At 42.5% G+C, this 23687-nt stretch carries 16 protein-coding genes; 3 read left to right on the plus strand and 13 right to left on the minus strand.

Annotated features, from left to right (window positions below):
* Positions 1-4: 4 nt before the first annotated feature.
* Both rsmA and CIK80_RS14155 read left to right on the plus strand, forming a co-directional pair.
* Positions 5-868, plus strand: a complete 864-nt coding sequence (gene rsmA, locus CIK80_RS14150) for a 16S rRNA (adenine(1518)-N(6)/adenine(1519)-N(6))-dimethyltransferase RsmA (protein WP_095570551.1) — start codon at positions 5-7, stop codon at positions 866-868.
* 128 nt (positions 869-996) lie between these two features.
* Complete coding sequence (locus CIK80_RS14155) at positions 997-1857, plus strand: symmetrical bis(5'-nucleosyl)-tetraphosphatase (RefSeq protein ID WP_095570552.1); 861 nt, start codon at positions 997-999, stop codon at positions 1855-1857.
* Positions 1858-1908: 51 nt separating this feature from the next.
* Here the strand turns inward: CIK80_RS14155 and CIK80_RS14160 are convergent, their stop codons facing one another.
* The 8 genes from CIK80_RS14160 to CIK80_RS14195 form a co-directional block, all read right to left on the minus strand.
* Positions 1909-4365 (minus strand): site-specific recombinase, encoded by a 2457-nt coding sequence (locus tag CIK80_RS14160; RefSeq protein WP_095570553.1) that lies wholly within the window; start codon positions 4363-4365, stop codon positions 1909-1911.
* Between the two features lie 299 nt (positions 4366-4664).
* Positions 4665-6449, minus strand: a complete 1785-nt coding sequence (locus tag CIK80_RS14165) for an acyl-CoA dehydrogenase C-terminal domain-containing protein (protein WP_095570554.1) — start codon at positions 6447-6449, stop codon at positions 4665-4667.
* A gap of 370 nt (positions 6450-6819) precedes the next feature.
* Positions 6820-8613 (minus strand): acyl-CoA dehydrogenase C-terminal domain-containing protein, encoded by a 1794-nt coding sequence (locus CIK80_RS14170; protein ID WP_095570555.1) that lies wholly within the window; start codon positions 8611-8613, stop codon positions 6820-6822.
* A gap of 397 nt (positions 8614-9010) precedes the next feature.
* Complete coding sequence (locus tag CIK80_RS14175; protein ID WP_257011790.1) at positions 9011-10720, minus strand: GGDEF domain-containing phosphodiesterase; 1710 nt, start codon at positions 10718-10720, stop codon at positions 9011-9013.
* Positions 10721-10783: 63 nt separating this feature from the next.
* Positions 10784-11656, minus strand: a complete 873-nt coding sequence (locus CIK80_RS14180; protein WP_095570557.1) for a 16S rRNA (uracil(1498)-N(3))-methyltransferase — start codon at positions 11654-11656, stop codon at positions 10784-10786.
* Positions 11657-11859: 203 nt separating this feature from the next.
* Positions 11860-12714 (minus strand): methylenetetrahydrofolate reductase [NAD(P)H], encoded by an 855-nt coding sequence (metF, locus tag CIK80_RS14185; protein WP_179288403.1) that lies wholly within the window; start codon positions 12712-12714, stop codon positions 11860-11862.
* Positions 12715-12731: 17 nt separating this feature from the next.
* On the minus strand, positions 12732-14156 hold the full coding sequence (gene ahcY, locus CIK80_RS14190) for an adenosylhomocysteinase (protein ID WP_095570559.1): 1425 nt from the start codon (positions 14154-14156) through the stop codon (positions 12732-12734).
* Between the two features lie 343 nt (positions 14157-14499).
* Entirely contained in the window at positions 14500-16389 is a 1890-nt protein-coding gene (locus tag CIK80_RS14195; protein ID WP_095570560.1) for a TonB-dependent receptor, read from the minus strand.
* A gap of 383 nt (positions 16390-16772) precedes the next feature.
* On the opposite strand from CIK80_RS14195, the gene CIK80_RS14200 reads away from it, so the two are divergent.
* Positions 16773-18746, plus strand: a complete 1974-nt coding sequence (locus CIK80_RS14200) for a mechanosensitive ion channel family protein (protein WP_257011791.1) — start codon at positions 16773-16775, stop codon at positions 18744-18746.
* A gap of 51 nt (positions 18747-18797) precedes the next feature.
* Here CIK80_RS14200 and CIK80_RS14205 read toward each other — a convergent pair whose 3' ends face one another.
* The 5 genes from CIK80_RS14205 to CIK80_RS14225 all read right to left on the minus strand — a co-directional run bounded on the left by CIK80_RS14205 (position 18798) and on the right by CIK80_RS14225 (position 23213).
* Positions 18798-19430: a DNA-3-methyladenine glycosylase gene (locus tag CIK80_RS14205; RefSeq protein ID WP_095570561.1), complete on the minus strand. Its 633-nt coding sequence runs from the start codon at positions 19428-19430 to the stop codon at positions 18798-18800.
* 147 nt (positions 19431-19577) lie between these two features.
* Complete coding sequence (locus CIK80_RS14210) at positions 19578-20309, minus strand: Smr/MutS family protein (protein ID WP_095570562.1); 732 nt, start codon at positions 20307-20309, stop codon at positions 19578-19580.
* Positions 20310-20471: 162 nt separating this feature from the next.
* The gene (gene trpC / locus CIK80_RS14215) at positions 20472-21332 is read right to left on the minus strand and encodes an indole-3-glycerol phosphate synthase TrpC (protein WP_095570563.1); all 861 of its coding nucleotides are present in this window, start codon (positions 21330-21332) and stop codon (positions 20472-20474) included.
* Positions 21333-21404: 72 nt separating this feature from the next.
* Positions 21405-22526 (minus strand): anthranilate phosphoribosyltransferase, encoded by a 1122-nt coding sequence (gene trpD, locus CIK80_RS14220; RefSeq protein ID WP_095570564.1) that lies wholly within the window; start codon positions 22524-22526, stop codon positions 21405-21407.
* A gap of 63 nt (positions 22527-22589) precedes the next feature.
* Entirely contained in the window at positions 22590-23213 is a 624-nt protein-coding gene (locus CIK80_RS14225; protein WP_095570565.1) for an aminodeoxychorismate/anthranilate synthase component II, read from the minus strand.
* Positions 23214-23687: the final 474 nt, after the last annotated feature.

The following is a 23687-nucleotide window of genomic DNA, read 5'->3' on the forward strand; positions in this document are numbered from 1 at the left end:
TTTTATGTCCAACTCTACGTTCGATGCTCAATCTATTTCTAACAGCTTAAAAGCTGCCAAACACCAACCGCGTAAACGCTTTGGTCAAAACTTCTTGCATGATACCAGTGTCATTCGTCAAATTGTCGATAGTATTCGTTTGGAACGTGATGATAATTTGATTGAGATTGGACCAGGTATGGGCGCGCTGACTGAGCCACTGTTGGCAGAAGTGGATGGCATGACAGTGGTGGAACTGGATCGAGATTTGGCAGACAGCTTGCGTATTCGGATTGGCGCCAATAGTCATCCAAACTTTACCATTATCAAAGACAATGCGATGCATGTTGATTACCGTGAGCTATATAGTGAAGAGCGCGGTAAGCTTCGTGTGGTGGGTAATTTGCCTTACAATATTTCTACGCCGATCTTGTTTCATTTGCTGAGCTTCGCCGATGTGATTCAAGACATGCATTTTATGCTGCAAAAAGAAGTGGTTGAGCGTATCACGGCCGACGTTGGTAGCAAAACCTATGGTCGCTTGTCTGTCATCATGCAGTATCATTGCGATACCGATTATCTGCTGACCGTACCACGCGGCGCATTTAATCCGCCACCAAAAGTGACCAGTGCGGTTTTTCGATTGACGCCGCATATTGATAAGCCAGTCGTGGCAGAAGATGAGGATTATTTTGCCATTGTGGTACGTGAGACCTTTAACCATCGCCGCAAAACACTACGAGCAATTTTTAAAAATTCGACCCTACTGCCGACGATGAGTGAAGAAGACTTTGCTGCTTGCGATATCAACCCACAAGCTCGTCCTGAGACCTTAAGCGTTAAAGACTTTGTGACGCTAAGCAATCGTGCAAAGCAGATAGAAGCGTAAATAGTCGTTAATAACGACAAGGTGCTTCTCTTATAAATTGTGTATTATTGCTAATCGCATCTGAGCTTAAGTTTATTGTGCTTAACTTTGATGCTCGTTTTTTATTATTTCTAAACCTGTGAGGTAGTATGAGTTTTCGACATCAGTATGTCATCGGTGACTTGCAAGGTTGCTATGCTGCCTATTGTCAATTACTTGAAACACTGGATTTTGATCCCAGTCAAGATAAGCTGTGGTTTGCTGGCGACTTGGTGGCACGCGGAGAGGACTCATTGAATACCTTACGTGATGTTAAGGAATTATGTGAGCAAGGAGCCGCTGCAACGGTACTTGGCAATCACGATCTCAATTTGATTGCTGTGTGGCGTGGTGCGACAAAACTCAAGAAAAAAGATAAAACGGCACCGATTTTTGCGGCTGATGATTGTGATGAGCTACTTGAGTGGTTAAGACATCAACCATTACTGGCTTATCCAGATGAACAGACGGTATTGGTGCATGCTGGTATACCACCCCACTGGAGTATTGAGGCTGCCGCTGGCTATGCAAAAGAGTTACAGGCACAGCTACAAGGCAGTTTAGAGCAGCTTGATGAATTGTTGCCAAACTTATATAGTAAAAAAGCGGATGACTGGCATTCAGGCATCACAGGCTTTACCAGAATGCGAGCCATTGCCAATTATTTTACCCGCATGCGCCTGTGCAAACAGGATGGCACGCTTGAGTTTGGCTTCTCAGGCACCTTGAGTGAACCTATGCCAGAAGATTTTTTACCGTGGTTTGAATGGCAGGTGCCACGCTCGCGTAAGATACTGTTTGGTCATTGGGCAGCCCTGCAAGGTGAGGTTGATTTGCCTTATGCGCGAGCACTTGATGGTGGCTGCGTCTGGGGCAACTACCTATTGGCTTATAGACTGGGTGATGAAGAAGTCATAACGTCAAGTGCGCAGTGTGAAAACCATAACGGCTCATTCAAAATTAATGGCTAGATCTTTCTAAGAGCTAACCATCATTCTATGTAAACCACCAAAGCTACCTCTTTAACTGGGCAACTTTGGTGGTTTTTTAGGTTTTGGCAATGGCGTTTTGGCATCGCCTGTCGCCTTACTGTCAAGACCAGTCGGTTCTACCTCATCATCAGTCAGTTCAGGATTATTACTGTTAGAAGTGTTTAGCGTTTTGGTCGCCTGATCATACTGAATATCATCGGTATAAGGTGAGCTGTTCAATTCTTCATCTACCAAGCCGTCATCAAGATCGACGACTTTTGTGGGTGAGGTGTGCGTCTGTACAGCGTCGCCTTTGGGTTGATTGTCATAATGTATGTCTGTATTCGTCTGCGAACCTTGCGAGCTAGCTTGCTGAGACTTAGGAATGACTCTGACATCAGACAGGCGGCGCACCACATAGTTACTGGGTATCGCCTTGCTACCTTTTTGTACGGCGGTACTATCATCAAATATCATATGACCTTGGCTATCAATACGCGCGTACTTCATCGGTTTGTCACGTGGCCAAAAAAAGTCAGAAGGATGACTGATAATGTGACCAAAAATGAGTTTTGTGAGGCGTCCCCATTCGAAGAAACGAACCTCTTTAGAGCGTAACGCAACAAACAGTGCCAGCGAAAAACTGACAATAAGGTTGACCATACCAATAAGCGCTACGCCAAGTATCGATAATAGAATGACATTCCAGCTTACTTGATCAGCAGAAAGGTTAAATAGGCCATGTGCCAAGTTCGCTGAAGCAAATGCAATGTGGCGAATATCAATTGGTAAGCCAAATATAAAGCCAATAGTGGCAGTACTACCCAAGAATACCCCGAATAAGAAGTTGCCCATAATGGCGCCTAAGTTGGCTTCTACAAACCCACCTAAGCGTTTAAGCCATGGCTCGGGTAGTATGGCTTTAAGTAATCTGTGGCGCTGAATACGCGCACCTACATGGTTATAAACAGCCAAATTGTCATAATAACCAGCTATCAGACCAGCCAAAAATAAATACACGCCTGCAATAGCAGCATGAGGGAGCGCTAGTGAATGAAACGGGTCAAGGTCATGAAGGAGGTGTCCTGCTTTTTCGGACCCAATCATCGGCGCGCCTGTATATTGCAACCATGCAAAAGAGATGATGAGCGCGACGGGTATCGCTAGCATGACGTTACCCATAATTGCAATAAACTGAGTACGCAAAATATCGACGATTAACTCTGACAGTTTGGTCAATTGATGAGACTTCTTGCCAGAGCTTTCAGATATGGTAGAGGCAATGGCTGCTGCTGTCATCGCTGGCTGTTTGGTCGCCACCGTACCTCGAATGACATGGATAAATACGAAACCCAATCCATAAATCATACTATTAAGGAAGGCGCGACCCATGGGTGCAAGCGCCAACTGGTACGTGATGATTTTCAAGGTAGCCATAAACGCGATGACAAACCCGCCGATAGAGGCCTTTTTGAACATTTGGCGATAACCAGCTCTATCAGTACTGATATAGTGTTCACCAACGCGACTGGCGTTTTCAGTGACTTTACGTGAGAGCAGTTTGGTATTGTTATCGATCAAATAGCCAATACTGTAGCGGCGATTGGAAGTCGTAATCAGGGTTTGAATCAGCTCAATCACTGCACGATCACGGTTTTGATGACTTTCTGTCAGTAGCGCCGTCAAGATGCGCATGCGTTGTAAGCTTTGATCCAATCGCAGCATCATATTAGTCAGGCGAATAGAGATGCCTGTCTTGTAAATACGTTTTCGGACAGTGGCCACAATATCTTCACACTGCTCAACCATCACTAATAAAGGAGCAGGATCGACAGCCTGCTCAGGTGTAATATCCGTCAAGCTATCGAGTTCATGTGCTTGTCTATATTGATTGACGAACAGCACCGCTTCTTGGTTTTGAGCCACAAAAGATGCAGAGTAATTCAATATTTGCGGATAAGACTCCATCAAATCAGGATGTAAACCAATACCGCTGATTCGATAAGATAAGATAATAATCGCATTTAAAATGCTGTTTTTTGCCGTGGCAACTAAGTCTAAGTGCTTTTCTTCTACTCTGATTAATGAAACCAGCTCATCCCACTTTTCTTTCTCGATATTGGCAAGCCACTTCTCATCAGAGCGCTTATTGAACAAGTAACCGGCCAGTTCGACAACGGAGTCATCTTGAGGTAATAACGGTAAAAATCGATGACCAATTAAGCGACGTAAGCTGTTAAAAAACCCCTGATCTGACATAATGCCAGTATCAGTATAGAGTGAGATTTGACGGTATTGAATGATTAATTTTAAAACAAAACTTGATAACCCATCTCCATATTCTGGATGTTGACGAAGAATATCAATCAAAGACTGAATTTTTTCATTGGCTAACGCGGTTTCTTTTTCACTCACCCGCAGCTCATCTATTAAGCGTTTGAGTACCGCAGGATCGGGCACATCACTCAGTGCTGTAATCTGCTGTAAAATGCGTTTTAATTCTGACACGTCGCATCCTTTATTATGATTATTTCAGTAGTTTTTATAACGAAGTGTTGACCATTATATAATGTGTTGCAATGGCAAACATTGCTAAAAACTCGGTAATATTTACATTTGAACTGAACTATGTAATCTACGCGACACTTTTACTTGCGTTATTTTAATCATAACCATGCATCGATGGTTAATTATTTTGTTAGCAGTTATTTTTTCGTAACCAATCTAAAAATCCTTCTGACAAAAAAAAAGACAGTAGCGTCACTGTCCTTTTGATTAGGGTACTATAAATCGATGATAATAACTACTTAGCTAGCAGGAACATCGAAATAATCAAGATCAAAATTCATCATTGGATCACTACCAGCTTGCACCATTTTTGCATGCGCATCGATACGTGGCAAAATACGGCCAACGAAGTAATCAGCAAGTTTGGCTTTATTGGTATAAAAATCACCTTCTTTACCGTTGGCTGCCTCTACCATCAACGCAAACATGTACGAATAAGCAAGGTAACCAAAGGCATGCATATAATCAACTGCACAACCATTGATCTCGTTTTTACGTTCACCAATATTGCTAAGAACCGTTTTGGTTAGAGCTTCAATCGTATCTGCAGCCTCAAGTGTGGCTTGTTTGATACCATGATCGGCTTGCATATTATTCACAAAATCACGAATTTCACCTAAGAAATGCATGACATATTTGCCGTTGTTTTTTGCCACTTTACGACCCAGCAAATCAAGTGCTTGGATACCGTTTGTGCCTTCATAAATCTGGGCAATGCGGGTATCACGAACGATTTGCTCCATACCCCATTCGCGTATATAGCCGTGCCCACCAAAGACTTGCTGGCAATCTACGGTGGCTTCAAGTGCTTTGTCTGTTAAGAAGGCTTTAGCCACTGGTGTGAGTAGGGCAACGCGCGCAGCAGCAGCTTGAGCAGCTTCAGGGTCAGTACTAAATTTTTCTTCATCAAGGCTTTTGGCCACATACATCGCAAAACAACGTGATGCTTCGGTGTTGGCTTTAGCGTTTAATAGCATACGGCGGACGTCAGCATGATGAATAATCGCATCGGCTGGTTTTTCTGGGCTTTGTAGCTGAGTATCACTGCGTCCTTGACCACGGTCATTGGCATATAAAGCTGCATTTTGATAAGCCAGCTCTGAGCCACCAAGACCTTGCAAGCCCATGGTGACACGTTCATAGTTCATCATAATGAACATTGATGACAGACCTGTGTTTTCTTCACCAACCATCCAGCCTTTAGCGTTGTCGAAGTTCATGACACACGTAGCAGAGGCTTTGATGCCCATTTTGTGCTCAATAGAACCGACGGCTAACGTATTGCGCGCGCCTAAGCTACCGTCTTCGTTTACCAAAAATTTTGGTACAACAAAAAGTGAGATGCCTTTTGAGCCTTCTGGCGCATTGGGTGTTTTTGCCAGTACCAAATGAATGATATTGTCAGTCAGATCGTGCTCACCGCCTGTGATAAAAATTTTGGTACCAGAAATATCGTAGCTACCATCATCGTTTGGGACGGCTTTGGTTTTGATGATACCTAGATCCGTACCTGCATGTGGTTCTGTCAAACACATAGTGCCAGACCATTCGCCACTGTACATTTTTTCTAGATAAGTCTGTTTTTGTTCTTCAGAAGCGGCTGCATTGAGACAAAGCGTGGCCCCAACTGTCAAGTTTGGATAAAGCGCAAACGATTGGTTGGCCGTGAATACCATCTCTTCGGTCAACATGGTGACCATTTTGGGGAAACCTTGACCGCCGTATTCAGCATTACCACTTAAACCAACCCAGCCTGATTCTGCATATTGCTTATAGGCTTCTTTAAATCCAGTAGGGGTGGTGACCACGCCATTACCTTCAAAAGTTGCGCCTTCTTCGTCGCCGCTACGATTGATAGGTAATAAAATGTTTTTTGACAGTTTTGCCATTTCTTCCAAAATCATATCGACCGTTTCCATGTCAACATGCGCTAAGTTTTCGTTGTTTTGCCAAAATTCTGGCGCTTTAAAGACGTCCTTTAACATAAAGCGCATGTCATTCAGAGGGGCATTATAAACAGCCATAAACATTCCTTTGGTTCAAATGAATAAAATTGGAGTCACTAAAGTTATCAACTGAGCTGATTATCAACTGTTTTCTTGAAGTAATCTTAGCGATTAACAATCAAAGTTTAGCAAATAAGCATGTAGGCGGGTGTATTTCTTCGTGAATTATGCGTGCACCAAAAGTTGGCAGTGGCTATTGTAGTAATAAAATATATTTTGATAAATAGAGTTACTCTCAGAAGTATTCTGCTTTTTCAAAAATAAAAATAACAAATATAGTGAGAGACACTAGAACTACTGCTGTTTTAAAGAGATGCCTAAAATAAATCGGCAACACACCGAAGTATGTTGCCAATAAAATATAGTATGAAAAGTATCTAACGCTTCATTAAAAAGCAAACTGATCCACGTCCATACTCATGTATGGCTCAACACCCGTACTGATACGCTGTACATGTGTTGTGGTGCGTGGCAGTAACTTAGCGAAGTAGAACTGCGCTGTTTTAATCTTGGCATCATAAAATGCTTTTTCGCCAGTCCCATCTGCGATAGCCGTTTGAGCAACGAGTGCCATACGCGCCCATAGGTAAGCAAGAGTCACATAACCACTGAAGTACATATAGTCAACTGCAGCGCCGCCGACAGCGTCTGGGTTTTCAGTGGCTTGCATACCGATACGTGACGTTAGATCGCCCCATTCTTTGATATGCTTGGCAAGTGGACGAATGAATTGACCCATCTCATCATTGTCTTTGTTTTCTTGACAAAATTTTTGAATGATTTGTATAAAATTTGCGAGTAGCTTGCCTTGTGAGCCCAAGACTTTACGGCCTAATAGATCCAGTGCTTGGATTTCAGTCGTACCTTCGTACAGACAAGCGATGCGAGTATCACGGACGTTTTGTTCCATACCCCATTCACTGATAAACCCATGACCACCGTATACTTGCACGCCATGGTTTGCCGCTTCTAGTCCAGTTTCTGTTAAGAACGCTTTGGCAATGGGGGTTAATAATGACAACATTTGGTCAGCGAACTTAAGCGCATCGCCTTCGCCTTTTGCCACAGTATCAGCAAAGTGTGAGAGGTAATAAACCAATGCACGACCACCTTCTGCAAAGGCTTTTTCCGTCAATAGCATGTTGCGAACGGCAGGGTGAACGATGATAGGATCTGCTACTTTGTCTGGCGCTTTTGCACCTGAAAGTGAGCGCATCGCTAAGCGATCTTTTGCATAAGTCAGTGAACCTTGGAATGCATACTCTGCAGCCGTAAGACCTTGAACGGCTGTACCAATACGAGCAACGTTCATAAAGGTGAACATGCACTGTAAACCACGGTTTTCTGGTCCAATCAAATACCCCGTTGCGCCATCGAAATTCATGACACAAGTAGCAGAGGCTTTGATGCCCATTTTATGCTCAATAGAGCCACAAACCACGCTATTGTTTTCGCCTAAGCTGTTGTCTTCATTGACCATGACTTTGGGTACGATAAACAGTGAGATACCTTTTGTGCCGGCAGGTGCGCCTGGTAGACGAGCCAATACAATATGAATGATGTTGTCTGTTAAATCATGCTCACCTGCTGAAATAAAGATTTTTTGACCAGTGATGCTATAGGTACCATCTTCTTTAGGCTCAGCTTTGGTACGAATGATACCTAAGTCAGAACCTGCATGGGCTTCAGTCAAACACATGGTGCCTGACCATTCGCCAGTGACCATTTTTTCTAAATACGTTTGTTTTTGCTCGTCAGTACCATGGTGCTCGATGGTTTGAATAGCGCCATGCGATAGACCAGGGTACATAGAAAATGACCAGTTAGCGGTGCCAACCATCTCATTGATGACTGTAGATAATGAAAATGGCATGTTTTGACCACCAAATTCTTCTTCAGCAGACAAAGCTGGGAACCCAAGCTCACAAAACGCTTTATATGCTTCTTTAAAACCTTTTGGGGTAGTCACGACGCCATTGTTAAATTGACAACCTTCAGCATCACCGCTTTGGTTCAATGGTGACAGCTCGTTTTCAGCGAAGCTTGCCGCCATTTCAAATAAGCTGTCCATCAATTCACGGTCAGCTTCTTGAAACGCGGGCAAGGTTTTGTAATGGCTTTCACTATCAAGTAGTTCATGCATAACGAATTGGATATCACGTAAGGGTGCTTTGTATTGCATAACTTCCTGTCCTTTTTAGAATATAACTGATACCAGTCAATAGTAGGTACATAACTGCACAATCAATCAGTACGCAGATGTTGCCCACTTCAATCTAGCGAGCCTAAATGAAAAATAGGCAGTAACGCTGAGTGATGCAGTTATCAATTATTTACAGTATTTATCGAAGAGAATGGTAATTGTCAGAGTCGGCGTATGACTTGATTCAATCTAACAAATTCATCATAAAAGATAGGCTTTCATAAGCGATTATACAAGTTTGGTCACAGCACTGATAAGTCATGAACCTATCTTGCATCGATTGGGCAATCAACGGTAAGGGGGAAGATTATAGATGTATAAATGACTGAAATTATTAGAATTATTGAAAAATTACAAAAGAGATGACGTGAGTGGATTAAGAAGCGTATTGCCTAACCAGCATTTCAGTTGCTACGTTCGCCGCCACAGGTTTGCCAAACCAATAGCCTTGTCCTTGTTGACAACCCATGTCTAACAACACATCACGCTGTTCTTCAGTCTCGATACCTTCAGCAATTACTTGCATGTCAAGGGCAGTAGCCAAGTCTAAGATGGCTTTTACAATTGCACGCTGGATATGATCAGTTGTGATATTAGAGATAAAACTCTTATCAATTTTGATAAAATCAAATGGATATTCTTGAAGATAGCTTAAAGAGGCATAGCCCGTACCAAAGTCATCTAAGGCCAAAAAAACGCCCAGCTCTTTGAGCAGATTAAGTTTTTGTCTGATATTAGAGTGGCGCTGAATCAAAGAGGATTCAGTGACTTCAATATGAAATTGATGAGAAGAAATGGCGTACTCTTTGAGCAAACGATTTACCATGTCAAAAAAATCAGGATGACTAAATTCGGCGGCATCAGCATTGACGCAAATGTGCTGACAAAAGCCTTTTTGTCGCCAGATAGCGAGCTGTTTAGCAATTTGAATGGCCATCTGTGAGAACAGCTCAAACGACAGCCGATTATTGATAATGGCATTGATAAAATGGTGGGGTTTTAGCAGTCCACGCGTTGGATGCTGCCAACGTACAAGGGCTTCAAAACCTGTAATGATACCTGTTTTTAGTTCAAACTTTGGTTGGTAATAAGGGATAAACTGACCTTCATTAAAAGCATCTCTTAGCTCTGCTTCTAGTCGTAAACTGTCATCAGTTGCCTCATTGATAGTCGTGTCATACCAGCAAATGTCATCACCACCTTGCTGTTTGACATAGTGCAAAGCTTTTTCGGCTTTGGCCAGCAGCTCTTTTAAGTCGTCGCCGTTTTCAGGAAAATAACTGACTCCGACAGAAATATGACAGTAGATATTGGTATCAGTCGTAGTATTTCCGTTTAATGAAAAAGGGCGTTCACACATTTGCATTAAGCTGTCTAGCTGATGCCGTATCAAATTGGCGTCAGTACACTCAAACAATAAAGCAAAATCATCACCACCAAAGTGAGAAAAACAGTGTAAGTTGTCCAATTTAAGATCTTTGACACGACTGACAAAATCTTCAACCAAGGTGTTAATGTCATCGGGACCCAGTAAGCTGGCAAGGTTACGATAGCGGTCAATATTTAGACGGACAATGACCACTTCTTGATAGCTGTCTAACAACAGATCGCTGGTTTGACTCAAAAATACTTTGCGGTTTGGTAAGCCAGTAATCTGGTCATAATTGAGCAAGTGTGCGACTTGTTTTCGGTCTTTAACGATTGAAGATATATCACGTACCATGCAAGCATAATACACTCTCTGCTCAATACAGATTTTACGATACGTCATATGGCATTCAATGACCTGTCCGTAACGGTTTGGCATTGAGAAGTCATTTTCATAAAAACCATTGATATCTAATTGCTGGATAATGTCTTTTAAGACAACTCTTTCTTCTTCTGATAAAAATTCTGCTGCGTAAATACCCAGTGGCCGCCCTAGTATAAACGTCTCACTATAACCAATAATCATCTCATAGCTGGCATTAACGGCCAGATAACGCAAATCTGCATCTAAAATAAAAACAGCATCCTCTAGTTGCTCGCACAATGTGGCGAGTAGTTGCTGCTTGTCTGCGATAGAAATAGGCGTGAAATCAGTCATAATGGAACTCATAACGTCAAAGGTGAATCAGAAATGGATTTACATGTATGAGACGCTGGCATGTTAAAGACTTAAAACATGCATCGTTGCAAGGGCAACGACTGGAGCTGTCTCAGTACGTAAAACTCTTGTACCAATTTGCCAAGGCTCAAAACCTGTTTCAAGAGCTTGCTTACATTCATCATTACTAAGTCCACCCTCAGGACCAATCAATAGCTGAATATAAGACGTCTGTTGCTTCAAAATCTTAGGCAACGACTCAGGCATATCAGGTTGTCCTGCGGCAGGTACACTGAGCTGCATCCGCAAATCTGCTGAGTGTTGTAGCACTTGATAATAAGGATCTTGGCTGAGCGCAGCGACAATAGGGCTGACAGCCGACGCTAAATTCGAAGAATGAATAGATAGATTGCTCAGCCAATCCCCAATCGATAAAGGTGCTATGACAAGGGGCGGACGATTGAGTCCACATTGCTCGCAAGCAGCAATCGCCACTTGTTGCCAATGCGCCAACTTTTTTTCTACTTGTGCTGGCTTGAGATTGACTTCGCCGTGATGGCTACTAAGTAGCTGAATGGCAGTAACACCAAGCTCAGTGGATTTTTGGATGGCGTAGTCCATTCTCTCACCACGACTCATGACTAAGCCGATTTGGGTCATGACAGAGCTGCTTCGATCATCAGCCAAATGCGAAAGTAAGGTCGCAGTGGCGTGTTTTTTACTGATGGTCTGCAACTGCACCTGGTATTCACCACCAAAGCCATCAAATAGGATGCCTTGGTCGCCAACATTGGCTCTCAATACACGGCACCAGTGGTGAACAATACTGTCTGTTAATTCAATACTGGCACCTATAGATAAAGCATCCAGCCGAGAGTAGGGGGTGTCTTTATCGGTATTGATGTCATCACTAATGGCATAAAAAAAACGTCGCACAGTCACTTAGTCCTATATTTTAAATAATAGTATGCTCAAATATCTTAGCAGAATATCATTACAGAAGGTAAAGGTATTATTGTTGGTAGGTGATATCCTACATTTATTATTTTTTCTGTCGCCAATGGATAAAAATAATAACGGCAACAAAAAACTGGCGCTCCTAAGAGCGCCAGTCATTAAGGTATCAATATATTGCAAGCTTACGCAGTCAACCCTAAGGCTTCTACCAAGCGTTTATTTGGCTCAACTTTATTCATGCTATAAAAATGCATGGCTGGCACGCCCTCGCTAATCAAGCGCTCGCACAGACGGTAGACCACGTCAAAACCAAACTCACGGATGGCTTTACTGTCATCACCATAATCAAATAACTGCTTACGTACATAGCGGGGAATATCAGCGCCACAGCTATCAGCAAAGCGTATGAGGTTGCTAGAATTGGTGATTGGCATAATACCAGCGACCAAAGGCTGGTCAATGGTATTGATACCACGTTTTTCTAACGTATCGCGCAGATACAAATAACTATCAGCATTATAAAAAAACTGCGTGATAGCTGCATTTGCGCCTGCTTGAAACTTATTTACTAAGTTGTCAACATCGAACTCAAAGCTTCGTGCTTGTGGATGCATTTCAGGGTAAGCCGCCACTTCAATGCGAAAACGATCACCTGAATGCTCACGAATGAACTTCACTAAATCTAACGCAAACGGCAGCTCGCCCATACCAACTTGACCCGATGGCAAATCACCACGGAGTGCAACAAGGCGGTTGATACCTAAGCTTTTATAATGCTCAAGTAACTCAGCAATTTCGCTTTTATCGTCACCGATACACGACATATGCGGTGCAATATCAGTGTCACCGCGCGTGCTTAGTGCTTGCACAATGTCTAAGGTGCGGCTACGAGTAGAGCCACCAGCACCATAGGTCACTGAAAAGTAAGTTGGTGACAATGTATTTAGCTCATCAAAAGTACTCAGTAATTTCTCACGTCCCTGATCAGTTTTGGCAGGGAAAAATTCAAATGAGAAAGCAGGCTTACTCATAGTCATGCTCCTCAGTACTTTGATTAGTATTTATAAGCGTCAGGTTTGAATGGACCTTCAACTGGTACACCTAAGTACTCAGCTTGTTTTTCAGTTAGCTTAGTCAGTGTACCATTGAAGCCTGCAACCATCGCTGCTGCTACTTCTTCGTCCAGCTTCTTTGGTAGTACTTTGACGTATAAGTTATCAAAACGCTCATCAACTGGCAGCTCAGCGAATTTTCCTTCAAACAGGTACATTTGAGCCAATACTTGGTTAGCAAATGAGCCGTCCATCACGCGTGATGGGTGACCGGTTGCATTACCTAAATTCACCAAACGACCTTCAGCAAGTAAAATTAGATAATCGTTTTCATCATCTGAGCGGAAGATTTGATGAACTTGCGGCTTGATCTCAACCCAGCGCCAGTTGTCACGCATAAATTGGGTGTCAATTTCGGTATCGAAATGACCAATATTACAAACCACAGCACCAGGCTTCAATGCTGCTAGCATATGTCTGTCACAAACATGATAGTTGCCAGTGGTGGTGACGATCATATCTGTATCTTCAAGCAAGCGCTTGTTGATGTTTTCTGCGCCGCCAGTATTGTCGCCATTGATGTATGGTGATAATACTTCAAAGCCATCCATACAAGCTTGCATAGCACAGATAGGATCGACTTCTGATACACGTACAATCATGCCTTCTTGACGTAAGCTTTGCGTAGAGCCTTTACCTACATCGCCATAACCGATAACTAAGGCGCGGCGACCCGCAAGGAACATGTCTGTTGCACGTTTAATGGCATCATTTAAGCTATGACGGCAACCGTATTTGTTGTCGTTTTTAGATTTTGTGACCGCGTCATTGACGTTGATAGCTGGTACTTTTAGTGTACCTTTATTCAACATGTCAACCAAACGGTGTACACCAGTGGTGGTTTCTTCTGAGATACCATGAATATTATCAAGAAGCTCAGCATACTCATCATGAATCAGAGCGGTCAAATCGCCGCCATCATCCAAGATTAAGTTGGCATCCCAAAGCTGACCTGATGCTTCGCCGCCAACGTGTACTTGCTGACGTAAGCACCACTCATACTCTTCTTCTGTCTCACCTTTCCAAGCATAAACAGAGATACCAGCCGCAGCAATGGCCGCCGCTGCGTGATCTTGAGTTGAGAAGATATTGCATGAGGTCCAGCGTACTTCAGCACCTAGCGCAACTAGCGTTTCGATAAGCACGGCAGTCTGAATCGTCATGTGGATACAGCCAGCGATTTTAGCGCCTTTGAGTGGTTGCTCTGCTTCGTAACGACGACGCAAACCCATTAGGGCAGGCATTTCAGCTTCAGCAAGCGTGATTTCACGGCGGCCGTAATCAGCAAGGCTGATGTCAGCGACTTTATAGTCAGTGAAAGAGGGATCGATTGTATGGGCAGATGGGGTGTTAGACACTGCGTCCATAATATGCTCCTATCAGTGGTTGATTTATGATAAAAAGAATAAAAACGCAGGTGCCGTTATTTGCGCTGTTGATGACCAAGAATAGGTAGCCAACAGTTAACCGAGCCTAACATAAGGGTTGAATAGCAAGTGCTTCAACATAAACACCGCCATCCATCATTATGGCGCAACACCTCTCGGAGGTCGTTATTGTAATAGATGAGGCCTAGCTTGTCACCTATTGGATAAGGTAAATGATAGGCAATAATGGCATATGTGGTATGTGATTTTAATTATCATAAAAAAGGCCACCAATTGGTGACCTATTTATTCTTAGTGGTTTTGTGCGGTTAAGTGTTCAGGATTAGAACCAGTTATAGGTTAGTGAGGTAAAGTAGTTGATGCCATCAGTGTTGTAGCCAATATCAGTTATATAGTTTTCATTAGTGATATTGTTTAGACGTGCAGTCATAGACAAGTTATCAGTAAGTTTGTAGTTACCACTGATGTTCAGCAATCCATAATTGTCCACAAATTGAGCATCAGTATTGGTAATTCTGCTGTAATAGTCTCCCACATACTGATATTCAGCACGTATATCTAAGCTAGGCAGGCGGTATCCGACATATACCAAGCCCTCATGCTCAGGACGATAGGGAAGAGAGTTCCCATCATCACTTCCGCCACTACTGTCTTCTGCCTGGTTGTAGTCATAACTGCCGCCGAATAGATAGTCGTTCATCTCCCAGTCAGAGGTTAAAGATATGCCTTCAATCTTAGCGCTATTGATATTCTTTGCTTCGAAGTTAGAGTAAGCAATTAAATTATCCACATTACTGCGATAACCTGTCAGACGTGTGCTGTGATTGGTGCTGTCGTACTGAGCAAACACTTCATAGTTGTCACTAGTCTCAGGGTTAAGGTTAAGGTCGCCACCGTATGCAGGGCTTAAATCATTGAAGGAAGGTGCGCGGAAGCCTTTAGCATAGCTCGCACCAACGCGAAAATTAGGGCTAAGATGCATCGCGCCCCCTAAATTATAGGTGGTTTCATCTCCATAACGTGAATCATCATCGTAGCGTAGGTTGGCTTGAGCATCAAATCGGTCATTGGCGACGACATAGCCAGCAAAGACACTTTTGACATTACGCTCATCAATACTGTAAGCAGTACTGTCCAAGTCTTGAGTGAGGTATTCCAGACCATAAACACCTTCACCAGCTAGCAGCTTGTTTTTGCCAACTAAGCTAATTTGGTCTTGAGTACCATCGAATACATTAGGAAACTGAGCATAAGACTTACTCTTATCAATAGAATGACCGTATTGGAGCTTAATAGAAGCATCAGGCATATATTGCCAGTCGACATAAGCTTGCGCTGCGCCGTTTTCTTGATCAGCATGAGCGTTTTCAAAAGTACCATCGTCATATTCAGTAGTGGATTTACTGTACAAGACGCTAGCACCTGTCAGTAACGTGTCATTAACACGCTGATTGACTACTAGGCTTACGCTGTCGCTCTCAAAACCATCATCGTCTTTATTATAAGGGTCATATTGATTACTGGGATCTAGTCGGGTCGCATTGATACCATCTGTTTCGTTGTGACTGGCTGAAAGGCTGAATGTAGTACCATTATTATTGGCAAGTTGTGCGCTTGCACCGTATACATAATGATCGTTTGAGCCGATACCCGCGGTAACTGACATACTGCTTCGATCTACATTATGGCCTTTAGTGAAAATTTGAATCACGCCGCCCATAGCGTCTGCACCATAGATGCTAGAACCTGATGCGCCATATAGAACTTCAATACGATCGATTTGATCAGTAGGTAGTAAATTTAACGCAGCGCCTCCAGCACTGACCGAGCTATATCGTATACCATCAATTAACACGAGGACTTGTTTGCTATCGTAGCCACGCATATAAAAGTTTGAAGTAGCACCAATACCACCGTTTTGTTTAAAATTAATGCCCGGCTGACGTTTAATCACTTCCAAAACAGTCTGACCTTGATAGCGTTGCAACTCTTCGCTATCAATGACTCTAGTTTGGGCAATGATGTTGCTGGTTTTAGTAGGCGTACGCGTGGCAGTGACAACAATTTTATCAAGCTCGACTTTCGGTATCTCATCATCGTTGATAACGTTTGCATCGTTGGGTGCTGCGGTGGCATTTATAGTAAGTACGCCAAGTGCACTTAAGATACATAACCGAAGATAGGCAGTAGAAGATGAGCGTGATAAAACCATTTTTAATTCCAAATTAATCAAATAAAGAAGTTACAAAAGTGAAAGTCAAGAAGGTAAAAATTACAAAAAGTAATAATTAGTTTACAGGCCGCCATTATCTACAAAACCACTTCATTTATAAACCACTTTAATCTAATATTTATTCACGCTAAGCTGAATAATTTTCAAGAGAGAGTTTCATCTGACGGTTTTGGCTTCTATTTTGTTAATTATTTAGAGGATTTTTCACATTTATGGATATAAGAAAGAGCAAATTATAGAGTAATCATATATAGAGTTATGTAAATGCGTAATCAAAAGCATTGCTGTTATAAATAATTGCTATCATAAGCAACCGTTTTATCCATTTCAGTTGTAGTGCCTATCAAGCTAAGAGGTTTGTTTTGTCTATTGAACGTAATTTGATTGTCAATACTGGGTTGTCTCTATCGTATCTGACCAAAAAAATATCCTTAGCGGTAAGTGTATTTTTGCTTGCGATGGTGATGAGTTTATTATCGATTAGCACAGCCTTTGCTGCTGAGCCTAGTGCTCTTATGGGTGGAAGTAGCAGTGAAGAATCGTCGACCAGTACACCGTTACCAGATTCTTTTGGACGCGATACGCCGCGACATGCAGTACAAGGGTTTATTAGTGCGTTGAGTGAAAATGATTATTTGCTGGCAAGTAATTATCTAAACTTATCGAAGTCTGACAATCCCACCACGATTGTCAGGCAGTTTAAGCAGGCGTTAGATGCTGGTGGGCGTTTTCAACCAGACTTACAGATTAACAATACCCCTGAGGGTAATTTAACTGACCAATTACCCCCGAGCCAAGAGAATGTCGGCGTCATCAGTGTTGGTGACAAAAGCGTTTCACTAATACTAGAGAGAGTGGTATCTAAAGAAGGTGAGCAGTATTGGCAGTTTTCGAGTGAGACTCTTAGCTCCATACCCGAAGTCATAGAAAATACTGAACCAACCTTGGTATCTCGTTATACCTTAGGGTCATTAGAAGGCAAAAAGCTTTTTGGTTATGAAATGGCTGATTTGGTTGCAGCTTTAACCATGATTGTCAGTAGTTTTGTGCTTACTTATATCTTGGTCTGGTTGTTATATCATCTATTGAGAATTGCGTATCCTCGCGTACGTGGTGTACCTTTACCGCTACCTGACAAAGTGATCTTGCCAATGGCCGTGGTCACTATGGCGATGATATTGTCTGAGGTTATGGTTTACGCTGGCGTATCCGTTACGTTACGTGAGCCTATCAACCGCTTTACTCAGATTGCCTCTTGGCTTGCGCTGACTTGGTTGCTGCTTCGAGTTATCGATGCCATATTTACTCGAGCGGTGAATTTAAGTTATAAGAAAAACTATACTGAACGTGTCTCGATTTTGGGTTTACTGCGTAAAGTCGTCAAAGCGTTACTGCTGATATTCGCTGTTATCGTCATTTTTGGCAATTTAGGTTTTGATTTGACGACCGGTATTGCCGCATTAGGTGTGGGTGGTTTAGCATTAGCACTTGGTGCGCAAAAGACCATCGAAAACCTAGTTGGTAGTGTCGTTGTCGTAGCAGATTCACCCGTAAGAATAGGGGACTATTGTAAGTTTGGGACTTACGAAGGTACTGTCATTGACATTGGAATTCGATCATCGCGTGTGCGTACCTTGACACGTACGGTAGTTACTGTACCAAACGGCGACTTTTCATCAATGCAGATTGAAAATTTTACCTCACGTGATATGTTCCGCTTCTTTCATCAGCTATATATCAAGCGTACGGCCAATATCGATGTGGTCTTTAAAATGGTCAAAGAGCTAGATGAATATTTAAATGAGCATTATTTAACCAATCAAGAATGGAACCAGGTCAATATTTTAGAGTTACGACAAGACTGTTATGTCATTCAATTACAGGCTTACATTAACGCCAATGGAATTGGAGAGTTCTATGACAAGCAAAACGTTTTATTTGTCGATCTGTTGACCCAAGTGGCTAAGTATAAAGTCGAGCATGCGCTACCAACACAGCAGCTTATTGTCAATCAAAATGAGTTTGATCCAACTTCAGAAGATGACGATATAGATGATGGTGAAGAGACAATTAATGATAACAATATAAATGATAACGAGGTCATTTCTACTGATGATAAGAGTGACCGTTATAACTTTGTATTGGATAAAGAGAGTGATGATACTCAAAGTAATGACAAAGCTGATCAAAAAACGAAAAAATCGGAAGCTGGCAAACACAGCCATCCTTTTAGATCATTGAGAAATAAAAGCCGATTATTGAGGAAAAGTACCTTTAGACATGCCAACAAGCAAGAAAAAAGAAAATTGGGTTTTTCTATATGGAATCAGTTCTAAGCATATAGTTTGAGCAAACTTGCTAGTAATTCTGATAAAAGAATTTATGGTTTATAAGGGGATGGCGGTCTTATTGCGCAACAATCCGTAATATGACCATAGTAATAGACTGGCTGCACTGCGATGGGGCGCCCAGTCTTGAGTCAGACTTGTTAGTTGTTTTGGTGTTGGACGTTCAGACAGTTCTAGTATCTCCATTGCCGCAACTTTGATCGCTAAGTCATCCGCAGCAAGTATGTCTGAGCGTTTTAATGAAAATAGCAAGTACATCTCCGCTGTCCAGCGCCCGATGCCAGTCACGGCAGTCAGCGTCTTTATGACTGCTTCATCTGGCATCATCGCTAATGCCTTAAAATCAATATCGTGCGCCACTAATGAGTGAATGTAACGCGTTTTTTGTTTAGACAATCCTTGTGTACGTAATATCTCATCTGTGGCTTCATCAATTGCTTGCGGAGTCGTCAAACCTGCATCTATTAGTCGTTGCCAAATACTCGCTGCCGCTGCTACAGACAGCTGTTGACCTACCATGGCTCTCATCAGTTGCTCAAACCCACCAGCATTATGTCTTAGGCTTGGTGTACCAACTTGCCTGTAGACAGAGGCGAATTTTGGTTCAATAGCGATCAACGCTGTAATATGCTCATCTAGCGCTTGTGTATTTTCAATCGTATTTACGCTCATACTGCATGCTCCTTAACAACGAAAAAGATATCTGCATTAAGATAATATAAAACCTTGCTTAAAGGTAGGTGGTATATGATGCACGGTACTAGCGACATAAAAAAGACTGCTTATTTGCAGTCCTTTTTTATGTTTGAGTGCTATAACTTACTCGCCATCAACTTTGGGTTTTTTTAGCAATACCAATACCGCACCGTTACCACCATCTTTTGGCGGTGCTGAACAAAATGCCAATACTTCTGGCAATTGACGTAACCAACCATTGACACAAGTTTTTAGAATGGCTTCGCTACCTTTACCATGAACGATTTTTACCATGGTTTCATTGTTTTGCTTGGCTTGGCTCAATAATTGCGTCATTGCATCGCGTGCTTCTTCGATGGTGCAACCATGAATGTCGACCGCATCATACCAACGTAACTTGCCTTTTTTAAGCTGATCGAAAATCTTGTTTTGCAAGGTTGGCTGCTTATAAGACAGATAAGCCTCGCCCGCCACAGGGTTCAATAGTGCTTGCATGTCTGATAAGCCAGCGCCTAGATCGATTGTGTCACTGCCTTGCGCAGCCGCACGTTTCGACAAAGTTGCCGCATCAGGTTTGCGTGCTCTTGCCGTACTTGTAGGTGAGCGCACGTTTTTGTCTTCAAGTTGATTAACACCATGCATAGCTTGCATAAACAGCACCTTATCGTCATCGACATGCTCGCTGTCTAGCTGTTTTACGGTTTTTTTGACCTGCTTTTGGGTGAGTAATGACACAGGTTCGGTGGGCTTCTGATTTTCGCCTTCAGGAGTATTGGTATCACGCCCTTTACTCAATTGGCCTTTTAATTCTTTGAGCTGGTCTTGCATTTCTTTTGAAAATAGAGAGTTTGACATAAAAGTTAACGTATCGTTGATTGATGAATGAAGAGGCTCATACTACGTATGATAGCCAATACTGTGTAAAAATAATCGATTAGCTTTAATAAAGATTTAATCTTCTCAAAGCTTAAAATAGTTGATTCAGGTTACTTGTTACAGTCACTTTTTATAGCTACTTTACCCGTCTGCTGCAACGCCCGCAAGTAAGGATTGTAACGCTTGGCCAGGGTGATCAGTTTTCATAAATTGCTCACCGATTAAAAAGTGCTGAATATCGTGATCTAGCATCAAGCGAATATCGTCACTGCTGTGAATGCCACTTTCTGTGACAATCAGCGGTTTTGGCGCTTTGTTATCAAGGTCTGTATTTAGCGCTTCAACCAACAAGTTTTTCAGATCAAGAGTGGTTTGTAGGCTGACATCAAAAGTATTCAAATCTCGGTTGTTAATACCATAAATATTATGCTGTGAGCGAGGTAATTGTAGGGCACGTTCAAGTTCAGTTTGGGTGTGTACTTCTATCAGCACATCCATTCCCAGCTCAATACTCAATGCATGCAGCTCCCGTACTTGCGCGTCATCAAGGCATGCCATGATCAGCAAGATACAATCTGCTCCCATCAAGTAAGATTGGTAGATTTGATACGTATCAATCATAAAATCTTTACGTAATACGGGCAAGCTTGCAGCATTAGAGGCTTGGATGAGATATGTATCATCGCCTTGAAAGTAGTCACGATCCGTTAATACCGATAAGCAGCTGGCACCAGCGCGCTCGTACTGCTCTGCAAATAAAGCTGGTGTAAAATTGTGATTGATAACTCCTTTAGAAGGAGAGGCTTTTTTGATCTCAGCAATAATCCCAATGTCAGCAGCTCGTAGCGCGGCTGCAAAGCCTCGACGCGGCTTTGTCTCTGCTGCGACTTTCGCTTTTAAATCTTCAAGCGATAAGGCCTCACGGGCGGCTTTTACTTCTTCTACTTTGGTTGCGACAATACGCTGTAGTACGGTGGGAATCTGTGTATGAGTTATGGTCATGCTGGTATCCGAATAGGGTTAAATGTCAATAAAGAGTAAGGGCTAAGCTCATATACTGATAGCAATTCTTGTTTAATCTTTGGCTGCCAACTGCTGTGTATATGTAGCTAATGACTCAAGTTTTGTCAGTGCGTCACCCTTTTGAATGATACTTTGAGCTCGGCTAACGCCATTAGGATAGTTGCTGGCAAGACCGGCGGTATATATCGCTGCGCCAGCATTTAAGGCAATCATGTCACGGGCTTTGAGAACAGAGCGATCAGTGGTCTCTACTCCTGATAAAGCCGCACGAATCAGCTCAAGACTTTGTTTCGGAGAGTCAACATCGAGACCGATTAGCGTTTGTGATTCGATACCTGCATCTTCTGGCATCATCTCATAAACGCTCACTTCTCCATCTTTTAGCTCAGCGACAGTGGTAGAGGTGGCAAGGCTGATTTCATCTAGACCATCTTTTGCACCAACAACCATCACATGACGGGCGCCTAAGTTTTTCATGACTTTAGCAATGGGTTCACAAAGCTGAGCAGTAAAGACACCAATGACTAAGTTTGGCGTGCCAGCAGGGTTGGTCAATGGCCCCAAAATATTAAAAATCGTACGAGCTTTCAATTCACGACGTACTGGATTGGCGTAGCGCATGGCACTATGGTGATTGGGCGCAAACAAAAAGCCGACGCCTTGATTTTCGATACAGTCTTTGGTTTGTTCAGGCGTGAGAGCCAGACTGATGCCAGCTTCCTCAAGTAGGTCTGAGCTACCAGACTTGGTTGAGACACCGCGGTTACCATGTTTGGCAACTTGTGCGCCTGCCGCAGCTACAACAAAGGCCGATGCAGTGGAGACATTAAATAAGTTTGCACCATCGCCACCTGTACCTACGATATCTACCAGATAGTCACAGTTTTTTGGCGTGATGTTCGCTGCCAAATCACGCATGGCGCTGGCTGAGGCAGTGATCTCATCAATAGACTCTCCCTTCATGCGCATACCCGTCAATATCGCACCCATCATGGCATCGCTACATCTACCTTGCATGATGATGAGCATCACTTGATACATCTCATCAAAAGTTAAGTCGATATGCTGAAATATTCTTGCTAATGCTGTGGTCAAAAGCTTATGAGTATCTTCATCAGACAGCTGCGCAATATCAGTCGGGCTAATGTTTTCTGTCGTTTTAGATGTATTCATTATTGTCTCTCTTACTATTTTTTATAAATGACTTTTATTATTAATACTGATTTTATTTGGTAATTAGCCGACTTGGGGCAAATCGTCTACGGCTAATACTGCTAACTGATGGGTTTGTAAAAAGCGATTGAGCAGGTGATATCCTGATTCACTTAGGATAGACTCAGGATGGAACTGCACACCTTCGATAGCAAACTTTTTATGACGAATGCCCATGATTTCCTCAATACTGCCATCGCTGTTTTGTGTCCAAGCAGTCAGCTCCAGACAATCGGGCAGGCTGGTTTTGTCAATGACAAGGGAGTGGTAGCGAGTCGCCTGCGATGGATTGGGCAGTCCTGCAAAGATGCCTTTATTATTATGATAAATGGCTGATAAGCGTCCATGCATGACTTTACCAGCTTTAACGATCTGGGCACCAAAGGCTTGGCCAATCGCTTGGTGTCCTAAGCAAATCCCTAATATGGGTATGACGCCCTTAAAGGTTTCGATGATTTCTAAAGATATTCCCGCACGATCAGGGTCACAAGGGCCTGGGCCAATGACAATCACATCAGGTGCTAAAGCGCTCACTTGCTCGATAGTGATCTGATCGTTACGCCAAACGGTGATTTCCTGCTTTAATTCACCGAAGTACTGTACGATGTTGTACGTAAAGCTGTCGTAATTATCGATCATTAGAATCATTAGGTTTTCAACTTATAGGTAGAGACACATATTTATCTACAGAATCTTTATATTGTAGCGTCTTACCACAACCCGTACTTTACCAAAATAAGCAATACTGCTAAATCGGTTTGATAAGACGCGGTTATCTTACCACTATTTTGTTCTCTATCAAATGTGGCGTAAAGACGACTCACGATCCATGTCATAAGCTCAAAGACATTTATTCTATGTATTTTAGGTTTGAATTGTCCAAGGCTTAAAAGTTTAAATCATCATGTCGCACTAAAAACACACAAATCGCGTGATGATGGCGCTTATGTATGCACCATAATTGTGCGTTAATCAGAAAGCCAGTGAGCAATTTGATATAGAAGGTGAGTAAGGACTTTTCTTAAAAAGTAAAAAAATATTTTTTAAGAATATAAATATTTGAAAAATATAGTAATAAATTTATTCTTACTCTGTTCTATTACTATCAGAAAAATATTGGCA

This window comes from Psychrobacter sp. JB193 (genome assembly GCF_002285555.1).
Classification (GTDB): domain Bacteria; phylum Pseudomonadota; class Gammaproteobacteria; order Pseudomonadales; family Moraxellaceae; genus Psychrobacter; species Psychrobacter alimentarius.

Bases quoted from the DNA above. Each gene is read 5' to 3' on its own strand.
- CIK80_RS14210 (WP_095570562.1), bottom strand. From the start codon at position 20,309: ATGTCAAACTCTCTATTTTCAAAAGAAATGCAAGACCAGCTCAAAGAA.
- ahcY (WP_095570559.1), bottom strand. From the start codon at position 14,156: ATGGACGCAGTGTCTAACACCCCATCTGCCCATACAATCGATCCCTCT.
- metF (WP_179288403.1), bottom strand. From the start codon at position 12,714: ATGACTATGAGTAAGCCTGCTTTCTCATTTGAATTTTTCCCTGCCAAA.
- CIK80_RS14175 (WP_257011790.1), bottom strand. From the start codon at position 10,720: ATGACTGATTTCACGCCTATTTCTATCGCAGACAAGCAGCAACTACTC.
- rsmA (WP_095570551.1), top strand. From the start codon at position 5: ATGTCCAACTCTACGTTCGATGCTCAATCTATTTCTAACAGCTTAAAA.
- CIK80_RS14195 (WP_095570560.1), bottom strand. From the start codon at position 16,389: ATGGTTTTATCACGCTCATCTTCTACTGCCTATCTTCGGTTATGTATC.
- CIK80_RS14165 (WP_095570554.1), bottom strand. From the start codon at position 6,449: ATGGCTGTTTATAATGCCCCTCTGAATGACATGCGCTTTATGTTAAAG.
- trpC (WP_095570563.1), bottom strand. From the start codon at position 21,332: ATGACCATAACTCATACACAGATTCCCACCGTACTACAGCGTATTGTC.
- CIK80_RS14205 (WP_095570561.1), bottom strand. From the start codon at position 19,430: ATGAGCGTAAATACGATTGAAAATACACAAGCGCTAGATGAGCATATT.
- CIK80_RS14170 (WP_095570555.1), bottom strand. From the start codon at position 8,613: ATGCAATACAAAGCACCCTTACGTGATATCCAATTCGTTATGCATGAA.
- CIK80_RS14225 (WP_095570565.1), bottom strand. From the start codon at position 23,213: ATGATTCTAATGATCGATAATTACGACAGCTTTACGTACAACATCGTA.
- trpD (WP_095570564.1), bottom strand. From the start codon at position 22,526: ATGAATACATCTAAAACGACAGAAAACATTAGCCCGACTGATATTGCG.
- CIK80_RS14155 (WP_095570552.1), top strand. From the start codon at position 997: ATGAGTTTTCGACATCAGTATGTCATCGGTGACTTGCAAGGTTGCTAT.